The following is an 11,537-nucleotide window of genomic DNA, read 5'->3' as shown; positions in this document are numbered from 1 at the left end:
CCTTCCCGGTGACGGCGGTGACGGCGGTGACGGCGGTGGCGGCGGTGGCGGCGGTGGTGACGGTGGCGAGGTGCGGCGGCGGTGCGGACACGCGGGGCGGTGCGGTCGTCAGGACCGCACCGCCCCGGCGGTGTCACGCCTCGCCGTTGTCCGCGTCGATGTCCTCGAGGATCTGCGCGAGGTCGGCCGGGACGACGCTCTGCAGGCGAGGGGTGTTCGCGCTGTTGTTGCCGTTGTTGTTCGTGTTGTCGTTGTTCATGTTGTTGCTGTTGTCCGCGAAGTTCGTGGTCGCGTTGTTGTTCACGTTCGCGTTCGCGTTGTTGTTGGAGTTGTTGTTGCTGTTGTTCGAAGCGTTGTTGTTGTTCGACGAGTTGTTGGACACGAGTCCTCCTGCAGCAGTGCTGTGGGTCGGGCGTGGTGCCCGGTCTGCCCGCGTCGAGCAGCACACCCATGAACCGACACCGCGCTAAAGCCGGGTATGCGCGGGGTTTGTGCCGCGGCCGGGGCGCTCCGGCGCTCCGGGTCGGCGCCATGACAAGCGCATAGCAACCCCCCGCCGGGCGCCCCCGCGGATGGCAGGGAACGGGCGCTTCGCGGCCCGCGGCGCGGGCGGGTTCCCGCGCCGGCCGCCCACCGCCCTTGAGCTGCCCCGACGGCCCCGGAAGGCTCGCAGCAGCCGAATCAGGGAGGCTCGTCATGACCACGCATTCTCTGCCGCCCGAGACACTCGTCCCCGGGCAACTGCGTGCCGCACTGCTCGACCAGGTGGAGGAGCGGCTGCGCGGCCTGCTGGCCGGGGAGTTCGAACGCTGGCACGCGGTGAACCCCCGGGCGGCGAGCCTGGTCGGCTCGATCACCGAGCTGGTGCGGGCGGGCGGCGACCGGATCCGTCCCGTCGTCTGCGTCACCGGCTACCTCGCCGCGGGCGGCGACCCCACCTCGACGGCGATCGTCGACGCGGCGGCAGCGCTGGAACTGCTGGACACCTGCTTCCTCATCCGCAGCGACATCCGCGACAACGCCCCGCTGCGGCACGGCATCCCGACCCTGCACGTCAGCCACGCCGCCGAGCACGAGCGCAGCGGCTGGCGCGGGGAGTCCCGGCGCTTCGGCGAGGGCACCGCGGTGCTCGCGGGCGATCTGGCGCTCGCCTACGCCGACCGGCTGGCGTCCGGGCTGCCCGCCGCCGCGTGGCAGCTGTGGGACGAGCTGCGGACCGAGCGCGTCATCGGCGCCCACACCGACGCCGCCTGCGCCACCGAGTACCTCGACGACCCGTGGCCGGGCCGGTGCATCGCGGGCTGCGCGCAGGGTTGCGGGGCGGGCTGGTACGCCCTGCACCACCCGCTGCTGATCGGCGCGGCACTGGCCGGCCGGCAGGACCTCGCCGCCCCGTACCGGGAGTACGCCCGCCCGCTGCACGCCGCCTGGCGGCTGCGCGGCTTCCTGGAGGGCGGGCCCGGGTACGACTGGGACGCGCAGATGCTGCGCGAGGTGCTGCTCGGCACGGAGGAGCGGGACACAGCCGAGCGGATCATCTCGCAGCTCGTCGCCCGCGCCGACCGCGTCGTCGACGCCGCGCCGCTCGCCCCCGGGTGGCGCGACGAGCTCGCGGCGTTCGCGATCCGCGTCTCCGGCCTGTCGCAGTAGGCCGGGAGCCGGGAGCCGGGAGCCGGGAGCCGGGAGCGGGAAGCCGGAAGCCCGTGGCCCGGCCGCCCGGCCCTACGCGTCGGCGGCGGGCACCGGGACCGGGCGGGGCACGCCGGGCCTGATGCGGGCGAGCCAGCTGCGCAGCCCCTCCTTGCGCAGCTCGCCCCGGTCGTCCCGGGGCAACGAACCGACCAGCTCCAGCCGGGTCGGCAGGAACGCGGCGGCGACGCCGCGCCCGGCCAGGTGGTCCCGCAGCTCGACCAGGCCCGGCGGCTCCGCCTCGGTGGTGGGCACCACGACGGCGCACGGCATCTCGCCGTACTCCGGATCGACGTAGCCGACCACCGCGGCCTCGCGCACCCGGGGGTGGGTCAGCAGCCGCTCCTCCAACTCGTCCACCGGCACCAGGAAGATCCCGCCCAGCCGCTCGCCGGCCCGCCGCATCACCTGGACGCCGCCGAGGCCGTCGGCCTTGGCGAGGTCCCCGGTGTCGAGCCAGCCCTCGTCGCGGTCCCAGGTGAGCAGCGGGGCCGGCCCGCCGCCGCGCTGCCACGTCGCCAGGCAGACGGAGGGGCCGCGCACCCGCAGCCGCGAGGTCTGCGCGTCGCCGACGCCCTCGGCGGGCACGACGGAGACCTCCAGGCCGGGCAGCGGTCGCCCGTCGCTCTCGGCGTTGCGCTCCGCCGGGGTGTCGCCCCGGGTGACCGTGCCCATGCCCAGCTCGGGGGCGCCCCAGACGGTGCGCACCGGGGCGCCCAGCGCGCCCGGCAGGTCGGCGAGGAGCTGGGCCGGCGTGCTGGTGCGCCCGCCGGAGAGCAGCAGGCGCAGCGCGCCGAGCTCGCGGGGGCGGTGCCGCTGCGCGGCGAGCACCTCGGACCAGTAGACGGGCGCCGCGTATGCCTGGTCGACGCCGGCGGCGGCCAGCAGGTCCAGGCAGGCCCCCGGGTCCCAGACGTCCTGGTAGACGCCGGTGCCGCCGACCGCGAGCGGCCAGCAGACGCTGTAGAGCAGCGAGGCCAGCGAGGTGAGCGGCAGTGCCGAGTAGAAGACCTCGCCGGGCCGCCGGCCGGGCCCCTCCGGGTCCCGCTGGGTGCTGATGTTCGCGTACAGGGTGTTGGGGGTGTGCAGGACGGCCGTGTAGGCGTCGCCCAGGCTCATGACGGTGATCATCAGACTGATCCGGTCCGCCCGGTCGGAGCGCAGCCGCAACCGGCGGGCGTGCGGGCCGCGTTCGTGCGGCGTCCGCTGGAAGTACCCGGCGAAGTCGAGGGCGCCCGTCGCGGCGGCGTCGCCGATCACCACGCGGTGCCGCAGCCAGGGGAGGGCCGGGGCGAGGTCGGCCAGCGCCTGCGCGTGCGGGAAGCCCTCCCACGCGTCGGGCACGACGCAGATCCGGGCCCGGCTGCCCTCCAGGATCCGTTCCAGGCCGTGCGCGCGCACGGTCGGCAGGACGGGGACGGCCAGCGCGCCCACCCGCAGGCAGGCCAGGGTGAGCGCGGCCGCCTCCCACCAGCTCGGCAGCTGGAAGGCGACCGGGTCGCCCGCGCCGACGCCGAGGGAGGCGAGCGCGGCGGCGAACCGGTCGACGTACAGCGCCAGTTGCGCGTAGCTGACGGTCACCGTGCGGCGGTCCGCGGGGCGGTGGATCCGCTGGGAGACGATCGCGGGCCGGCCCGGGTCGGTGGCCGCGGTGCGGTACAGGTCGTGCAGGAACGTCTCGTCCCGCCACCAGCCCTCGCCCCGGAACCGCGCGGCCACGTCCTCGGGCGGCGTGACGGCGGCCAGCAGCCCGGACAGGTGCCCGGCCGCCGGACCCACCGTGTCCACCGCCGCGCGCCCGGTCACGGCCACCGGCCGACCGACCAGGCCACCTGCACCCGGGAGGTGCAGTTGAGGCGGCGCATCACCTGGCGGACGTGGTTGACCACCGTCCATTCGGAGATCCCGAGCTGCCCGGCGATCTGCCGGTTGGTCAGCCCCTCCGAGACGAGCATCGCGACCTGGACCTGGCGCGGGGTGAGCGGCTGCGCCGCCGGGCTCTCCCGCTCGGCGTGCGGGGCGGGGACGGCGGCGGCCAGCGCCTCCGCCACGGCCGCGGCGGGCGTCAGCCGCAGCCCCTCGGCCCAGGCGGTGGCGAAGCCCGTCCAGTGCAGCCGCTCCCGCAGCCCCGCCAGTGCCTCCTCCAGCACCCCCCAGCGCTCGTCCGGCACCTTGCCGCCGAAGCCGCGGCGCAGCGCGTCGGCGGCCGCGATCAGCCGGACGGCGCGCGGCTGCTGGCCGGGGGAGGCGCGCAGCAGGAGCAGCGCGAACGACTCCAGGGTGGCCGGGAGTTCGGTGCGCTCGCCGATCGAGTCGTACAGCCGCAGGCTCTCGCGCAGCGCCCGGCCCGCCGCGTCCAGGTCCTCGCCGTCCTCGGCGAACGCCGCCGACTCGCGCAGCGCGCCCGCCAGCCCGCGCGGGTCGCGGATCCGCCGGTACGCGTCGAGGGCGCGGTCCAGCAGCTCCCGGCCCTTGCGGGTCTCGCCCTGCACGCGCAGCGCCCCGGCCAGCGCGGTGCCGGCCTCGGCGGCGGGCCCCGCCGCGCCCAGCGACTCCAAGGTGGCCAGTGCGGGCCCCAGCGCCGCCTGGGCGCCGGCCGGATCTCCCAGCAGCAGCAGTGCCATGCCCATCCGCGCCGTCACCAGCGCGCCCTGCCGGCGGTCGCCGAGCCGCTTGCACAGCGCGAGCGCCCGGCGGTGCCGCCGGACGGCCAGGTCCGCGTCGCCGAGGGCCGCCGTGAAGGTGCCCGACAGGTCGACCAGCCGGGCCCGCAGGGGTTCCGGCAGCGCGCTGTCGCCGGGGCCGTCCTCCGCGAGCGCGTCGCACCAGTCCAGGCCCTCGCGCAGCCGGCCCTGGACGAGCCACGGCTGCCGGCACGCGGTGACCAGCGCCGCGACGGCCTCCCGCTCGCCGCGGGCCCGCAGCCGGCGCAGCGCCGCACTGATGTTGCCGCTCTCCGCGGCCAGGACGCCCAGCCACTTCTCCTGCTCCGTGCCGGCCAGCCGCGGCTCCGTGAGCGTCACCAGCCGCTGGTACTCGCCCGCGTGCCGGTCCAGGGCCGCGTCGGCGCCCCCGGACTGCTCCAACTCCGTCAGCAGGAACGAGCGCACCGGCTCGGGGACGGCGAACCTGGGCTCGCCCGGCTCCTGGCCCACGATCGTCAGCAGGTTCCCGTCGACGAGCGGCTCCAGGACGTCCTCGGCACCGACCCGGGCCACCATCGCCAGCCCGAACCCCCGCTCGAAGACGGCCAGCTGCTCCAGGTGCGCGCGCTGCTCGCGGTCCAGCCGCCGGCAGCTCCACCGGGCGAGCGCCGTCAGCGACCGGTGGCGTTCCGGCGCGTCCACCGGGCCGCCGGCCAGGATCGTGGTGCGCCGCCGCAGCCGGGCGAGCAGGGCGTGCGGCGGGAACAGCCGCAGCCGCCCGGCGGCCAGTTCGACGGCGAGCGGCAGGCCCTCCAGCAGCGCGCAGATCTCCGCGACGGCCGCGACGTTCTCCGCCGTCAGCGCGAAGCCGGGGTCGGCGTCACGGGCCCGCCGGATGAACAGCGCCACCGACGGGACGTCCTGCACCTCCTGCACGTCGAGCTCCGCTCCGGGGGCCGGCTCCGGCACCGGCAGCGGCGCGACCGGCAGCAGCCGCTCCCCGTAGACGCCCAGCGGCTCCTGTCCGGTGGCCAGCACCACCAGCAGGTCGTTGGCCGCCAGCAGTGCGCCGATTCCCGCGACCGGGGGCACGTCCGGCTGGTCGCAGCCGTCCAGGACGAGCAGGACGTGCCCGTCCGGCGCCCGGCCGGGGAGCGCGTCGCGCGCCAGGTCCACGTGCCGCACCTCGTCGAAGACGTCCGCCGCCCCGGCGGCGGCCTCGGCCGCCAGCCGGCTCTTGCCGACCCCGGCGGGCCCGGTCAGGGTCAGCAGCCGCACCGAAGGATCCCGCAGCCGCCCCGCCAGGACGACCGTCTCCGTCTCCCGTCCGACCAGGCTCCGGCGCGGTCCGAACCGCTCGGAGGCGGCCTGCGGGCGGTCCTGCCGCCGTTCCCGCTGCGATACCGGCATCGTTCCCCCTGCCCTCATAGGACGCGGTCATGGTCGGCCTCCCGGCCAAAGCGGTGCTAAATCCTGGCGCCGGGCGCCCGGTTCACGCGGTAAGGGCCGTCAGGCGGCCGGGGACCGGGAGGGACGACGCGGGGCGCGGTGCCGGGGCGCGCAGCCGCCAGATGCCGGGCCGGACCTCGACGTCGGCGGGGTGGCCGGACGGCGGGGCCGGGTCCCGCACCGCGCGCAGGGCGCGGCGGGCGTACGCCTCCAGGCGGCGGTCCTTGAGCGACGTGGCGAGGTCCAGGCACTGGGTGAACCGGGCGCGGGCGGCGTCCGGGCCCTCCGCCTCCAGGGCGAGCAGGGCCAGCGCGCGCAGCGCGTCGTAGCGGCCACGGGCCCGCGCCGGTGCGGCGAGGGCGGCCAGGGCCGGTTCGAGCAGGGCGGCGGCCGCGGCCGTGTCGCCGCCGTCCAGGTGGAGGTCGGCGAGGCCGACGAGGGCGCGCCCGTGCTCGTACCCGTCGCCGCACAGCGCCGCGGTGTCACGGGCCCGGGTGTACAGGTCGGCGGCTTCCGCGAGCCGGCGGTTCTGCCAGGCGAGGTCCCCCAGCGACCGCAGCATCCGCGCCTCGCCGGGGCGGTCGCCGGCCTGCCGGGCGGCGTCGAGCGCCAGGGTGTGGGTGGAGCGCCAGTCCGCCCAGGAGGCGTGCGCCTCCAGGTAGCCGGTCATGGCGTCGACCAGGCGCAGCGCGGCGGACCACAGCCCTGCCGCGTGCGCCGCGCGGACCGCGTGCACCAGGGCGGGCTGCTCCTGTGCGAACCACTCCTGAGGGTGGTCGGTGACCGGACCGGGGACAGCCACCGGTCCGGTCACCGGGCGCGGGGTGAGCGCCGCGTCGGCGCGCCCGGCGGCCGCGGTGTACGCCTCGCACATCCGCTCGGTGGCGGCGCGGGCCGACTCCGGGGTCTCCTGCGCGGCGAGGAGTTCGGTGGCGAGGATCCGCAGCAGCGCGTGGAAGTGGTAGCGGCCCCGGTGCGGGCCGTCGTGCACGGACGCCTCCAGCAGCCGCCCGTCGACCAGGTGCTCGACGACGCGGCCGGCCTCGCCCTCCTCCAGCCCGAGGACGGCGGCGGCCGCCCACAGCCCGAACGGCCCGGCGGGCAGCAGCCCCAGCAGCCGGAAGGCGCGCTGCGCGGCGGGGGAGGAGTCCAGGTAGGCGACCATCAGGGTGCCGCGGACGTCGAGGTCGCCGAGCTGCAGCTCGGTGAGCCGGGAGCGCTCGTCGCGCAGCCGGGCGGCAAGCGTGCCCGCGGTCCAGTGCGGACGGGCGCGCAGTTGGGCGGCCGCGATGTGCACGGCGAGCGGCAGATGGCCGCAGAGCTCCGTGATCTCGACCGCCGCCGCGGGCTCCGCGGCGGCGGGGCCGGGCCCCGCCAGCGCGTCGAGGAGCCGCAGCGACTCCTCGGGGGAGAGCGCGTCCAGCACCACCGGGCGGACGCCGCCGAGCCCGGCGGGCAGCCGGCGGCCGGTGATGAGCGCGGTGGAGCCGGCGGTGGCGGGCAGCAGCGGGCGCAGCTGCGCCTCGGAGGTGGCGTTGTCCAGGACCAGCAGGATCCGCCGGTCGGTGAGCAGCTCGCGCAGCGCGTCCTGGAGGTCCTGCGCCTCGGCGGGCAGGACCGCCTGGGTGCCCGCGCGGCGCAGCAGCCGGGTCATCGCGTCCGCCGCGCCCAGCGGCCGGCCGGGGTCGGGTTCCAGATCCAGGAAGATCCGGCCGTCGGGGAAGGCGTCGGCGCTGTGGTGCGCGGCCTCGACCGCCAGCGCGGTCTTGCCGACGCCGGGCTTGCCGGTGATGGCGACGCTGGTCCCGGCCGGCGCGTCCCGCAGCAGCCGCCCGACCTCGGCGAGCACCGCGTCGCGGCCGGTGAACGCGCCGTCGGCGGCGGGCAGCGAGGTGACGGGATGGAACGCGGCCCGGTCCGGAACGGCCCGCGCCATGCCCGCCCCACCGGAACCGGCCCCCGAACCCGAACCGGATCCCGAACCGGATCCCGAACCGGATCCCGAACCGGATCCCGGACCCGAACCCGTCGCGTTCGAACCTCCGTTGCCGCCCCCCGCGCTCAGCAGTGCCGCGTCACCGGCCAGGATGCGCCGGTGCAGCCGCTGGAGCCGGGGACCGGGCTCGATGGCGAGCTCGTCGACGAGGGTGCGGCGCACCCGGCCGAAGGTCCGCAGTGCCTCCGCCTGCCGCCCGGTCCGGTACAGCGCCACCATCAGGTGGGCGTGGAACTCCTCGCGCAGCGGGTGCTCCGAGGCCAGGGACTGCAGTTCGGCGACGAGCCCGCGGTGCCGGCCGAGCTGGAGGTCCGCCCGGACGCGCTGGTCGAGCGCCGTCATCCGGGCCTCGGTCAGCCGCACCGCCGCACCGCCCAGCAGCGGGCCGTGCGGGGTGTCGGAGAGCAGCGGCCCGCGCCACAGCGCGATGGCGCGCTGTTGCAGCTCCGCCGCCGACACCCAGTCCTCCGCCTCCAGGGCCTTGCGGCCCCGGGCGTGCAGCTCCTCGAACGCGGTCATGTCGAGCCGGTCGGGCTCCAGCCGCAGCAGGTAGCCGGGCGGCCGGGTCAGCAGGGTGTCGCGGCCGTGCTCGGGATCGGCCGAGTGCAGCAGCTTGCGCAGCTGGGAGACGTAGACCTGCAGCGTGGTGGTGGCGGTGCGCGGCGGGTTGTCCTGCCACAGCTCGTCGATCAGGCTCTCGACCGACACCACCTCGTTCGCCCGCACCAGCAGGGCGGCCAGCACGACGCGCAGCTTGGCGGCACGCGGCGTGAAGGAGACGGCGGGCGTGGCGGCGCCGTCGGGGCCGGCCTCCGGCCCGTCGATCCCACCGATCTCCATCGGCCCCAGGATCCAGAATCTCATCGCGTTACCCCCGTCCCGCTCCGCGTGCCGCGTCGTACGTCGTCGGCCGGTCGTGTGCCGCCGGCCGGAAGCCCCGTCAGAAGTCCTGCACCACGGTGGTCCTGGCCTCGGCCACCGCGCGGCGCCGCTGCGTCACCGTCAGCGTCACCGGCACCGCCGGCCGGCCGTACTCGTCCCGGCCGAGCGCCCCCGGCACCGCCGTGCAGCGCAGCGGCAGTCCGGGCTCCGCGTAGCTGCGGAAGTGCACCTCGGACGAGGCGAGCGTGCTGCGCGCCGGGGCGAGCCCGAAGGTGCGGCCGGCCGCGAGCAGCGAGGTCTGGCGCAACGACTCCAGCAGGTGCGTCCCCGACAGGTGGCCGCCCTCCGGGGCGAAGACCGGGTTCGGGTTGTCGGTCAGCACCCACGTCGTCAGCCGGCCGCGCGAGGACTCGGACGGCTCGCTGATCACGACGTTCGAGACCGCGGAGCGGCCGACCTCGGCCGGGTCCACGGGACGGAGCGCCCCGTCCGGGGCGTCGTCCAGCTCCGGCGCGGCACGCAGCGCCTGGCGGTTGTGGGCCAGGTGGTTGCGGTGCAGCTGCGGCATGAGGAAGACCAGCCCCGCCGTGCCGGTGCAGCAGGGCATGTCGTTGATCCGCACCTCGATGTGGAAGTCGAGGCCGCGGGGCACGCCGTTCATCGCGTTCGCGGGCTTCGCCCGGATGTTCGTCGTGATCCGGGCCGCGCCCGACTCCGTCGAGTCGGCCCAGTCGGTGCGCCAGGCGCGCAGCTCGGTGAGGTCGAGGTGGAAGCCGAAGAAGAGGCCCGGCCGGTCCTGCGGCACCCCGAAGTAGCGGTGTCCGACGAACTCGCCGATCTCCCGGATCGTCTCCGTGACGATCTGCGCGTCGTGGAAGTGGCCGGGACCGTCGTTGAACAGCGGATGCGCCCGCGGCAGCTCACCGGCCAGGACGAAGTGCTCCTCGCCGACGCTCGGGGCGTCGAGCAGGTAGTGGTCCCAGGACGGCGGGCAGTGGATGAGGTGGCGGGTGCCGTTGCCGAGTGCCGGTTCAGCGGTGGCCGCGCTCTTGACTGTCATGGCGTCTCCTTGGTCCGGCGTCTTCCCCGCGGATCCGGTCCGGCGTTGGCCCGCGGCTGCGGCGGCGTCGGGAGTCTCCTCGTCCAAGGTTCCGGAACCAGGGGGGTCCGGGCCAGCCGGGAGCGGTGGCAGCAAGCTGCACGGCCGGAACTCCGCCCCGTCGATCCGCCCCGTTGATCCTCCGGCAGGGCTTTAGCGAAGCCCATGAGGTCAGGGGCATTCTCGTACTGCTGCCCCCGCTCCCCGACCCCCCCCGCAGGGGAGCCCCGGGCGCCCGCGAGCCCCGCCCCCGGGTCTTCCCCCGGACCCCCGGGCGGGGCCTTCGCCAGCTCGCCGCCGGCCTTCCGCCGGCACCCCCGCGCCCGCTACAGGTGGCGGCCGCCGCGCCCCACCAGGTGGGCGACCTGCGTGCGGGAGACGACGCCCAGCTTCTTGAAGATCCGGCTCAGATACGTCTCCACTGTCTTGGGGCTGAGCTGCATCCGCCCCGCGATCTGCTGGTTGGTGAAGCCCGCGCTGACGAGCACGGCGACCTGGACCTCGCGGCGGCTGAGCGACGCCAGCCCGTCCGTCCCCGCCCCGCCCGCGCCCGCGCCGTCCGGAACGTCGCCGGTCAGCGGCTCCTCGTCCATCGCGTCCGTCATCGCGGACAGCGGCATCGGCCGGCGGGACCGGGCGACCGGCGGAGCGGCGGGTGGCGTGGCGGGCGGTGCGGCGTTGCCCGGCGCGGCCGCCCGCAGCGCGCGCCCCTGGGCGCCGTACCGCCACCCCGCGTCGGTGGCGCGCAGCACGAGGCCCGCGACGGCCGGGTGTCGGAAGCGGAAGCGCCGCAGGTGCCCGTCCGGCCGGATCAGGCCCTCGCTCTGCAGGTCGTCGAGCGCGCCGAGCACCCGTTCCAGCGGCAGTTCCGCCACGTCGGCGACGAGGCCGGGCGTGAACGGGTCGCCGAGCACGGCGGCGGCGCAGGCGGTCCGCCAGGCCACCGGGGACAGCGCGCGGAAGTCCACGGACGCGGCGTCCGGGTTGACCGGCAGCCGGCCCGCGTCGCGCAGGGCGTGCAGCAGCCCCGGGACCCCGGCCGCGTCCCGCAGCAGCAACTGGCGGCGGACCGGGTCGAGCCCGGCCGGCAGCAGATGGGCGGCGTCCCGCTCCGGGAGCGGGGCGACGTCCAGGTGCCGCCAGGACGGGACGGCGCCGTGCGCCCGCAGGGTGCGCAGCGACGACAGGTGGCGGGCGGTGGGGGAGTCGCGGTAGGCGAGTGCGATGAGCACCGGAGCCTCGGGCGGGTGCCGCACCAGGTGGTCCAGGAGCTGCAGCGACAGCGGGTCGGCGCGGTGCACGTCGTCCAGGACGAGCAGCAGCCCGTTCGCGTCCGCCGCCCGCCCGATCAGGGCGCGCATCGCACGGATCAGCCAGTACGCGTCCGGGTCGGCCGGTGCGGGCGCGGCCTCCTGGCGCCCGGCGGCCAGCGCCGGGAAGACCCCGGCGAGCAGCTCCGCCGCCTGCGGGCCCAGCCGCTCCGCCAGGCCGGGGCCGATGCGCGCCAGCCGGTCGTCGAGCGCGTCCACGAACACCTCGAACGGCACCGGCCCGCCGAGCCTCCCGGCCCGGCCCGCCGCCACCGTCCAGCCGTCCTCGCGCGCCACCGCGACCAGCTCCGCCAGCAGCCGGGACTTGCCCACCCAGGGCTCGCCGGCCAGCGAGACGATCCGCGCCGACGTCCGGGCGAGCCGCAACGACTCCCGCAGGACGAGCAGTTCCTGGTGGCGGCCGACCGGTGCGGAGTCGGCGGCCTGCGAAAGGGCGGTCTCCACAG

General features: G+C 76.7%; 7 protein-coding genes. 1 reads left to right on the top strand and 6 read right to left on the bottom strand.

Going from position 1 to position 11,537, the window contains the following annotated elements; genetic code table 11:
* Positions 1-133: 133 nt before the first annotated feature.
* On the bottom strand, positions 134-382 hold the full coding sequence (locus ABZ721_RS07260; RefSeq protein ID WP_358787597.1) for a hypothetical protein: 249 nt from the start codon (positions 380-382) through the stop codon (positions 134-136).
* A 314-nt stretch (positions 383-696) separates the two neighbouring features.
* On the opposite strand from ABZ721_RS07260, the gene ABZ721_RS07255 reads away from it, so the two are divergent.
* Complete coding sequence (locus ABZ721_RS07255) at positions 697-1,650, top strand: polyprenyl synthetase family protein (RefSeq protein ID WP_358787596.1); 954 nt, start codon at positions 697-699, stop codon at positions 1,648-1,650.
* Positions 1,651-1,722: 72 nt separating this feature from the next.
* Here the strand turns inward: ABZ721_RS07255 and ABZ721_RS07250 are convergent, their stop codons facing one another.
* From ABZ721_RS07250 to ABZ721_RS07230, 5 genes are all read right to left on the bottom strand, one after another.
* On the bottom strand, positions 1,723-3,501 hold the full coding sequence (locus ABZ721_RS07250; RefSeq protein ID WP_358787595.1) for an AMP-binding protein: 1,779 nt from the start codon (positions 3,499-3,501) through the stop codon (positions 1,723-1,725).
* Positions 3,492-5,744: a LuxR C-terminal-related transcriptional regulator gene (locus tag ABZ721_RS07245; RefSeq protein ID WP_358787594.1), complete on the bottom strand. Its 2,253-nt coding sequence runs from the start codon at positions 5,742-5,744 to the stop codon at positions 3,492-3,494. Before ABZ721_RS07245 ends, ABZ721_RS07250 begins: the two co-directional genes overlap by 10 nt.
* An 82-nt stretch (positions 5,745-5,826) precedes the next feature.
* On the bottom strand, positions 5,827-8,619 hold the full coding sequence (locus ABZ721_RS07240) for a BTAD domain-containing putative transcriptional regulator (protein ID WP_358787593.1): 2,793 nt from the start codon (positions 8,617-8,619) through the stop codon (positions 5,827-5,829).
* A gap of 100 nt (positions 8,620-8,719) precedes the next feature.
* The gene (locus tag ABZ721_RS07235; RefSeq protein ID WP_358787592.1) at positions 8,720-9,721 is read right to left on the bottom strand and encodes an AfsA-related hotdog domain-containing protein; all 1,002 of its coding nucleotides are present in this window, start codon (positions 9,719-9,721) and stop codon (positions 8,720-8,722) included.
* 365 nt (positions 9,722-10,086) lie between these two features.
* Complete coding sequence (locus ABZ721_RS07230; protein ID WP_358787591.1) at positions 10,087-11,535, bottom strand: AAA family ATPase; 1,449 nt, start codon at positions 11,533-11,535, stop codon at positions 10,087-10,089.
* Positions 11,536-11,537 lie beyond the last annotated feature (2 nt).

The organism is Streptomyces sp. NPDC006733, assembly GCF_040636125.1.
GTDB lineage: Bacteria > Actinomycetota > Actinomycetes > Streptomycetales > Streptomycetaceae > Actinacidiphila.
The sequence above is the reverse complement of the archived record's forward strand: the minus strand, read 5'-3'. Positions and strand labels throughout refer to the sequence as shown.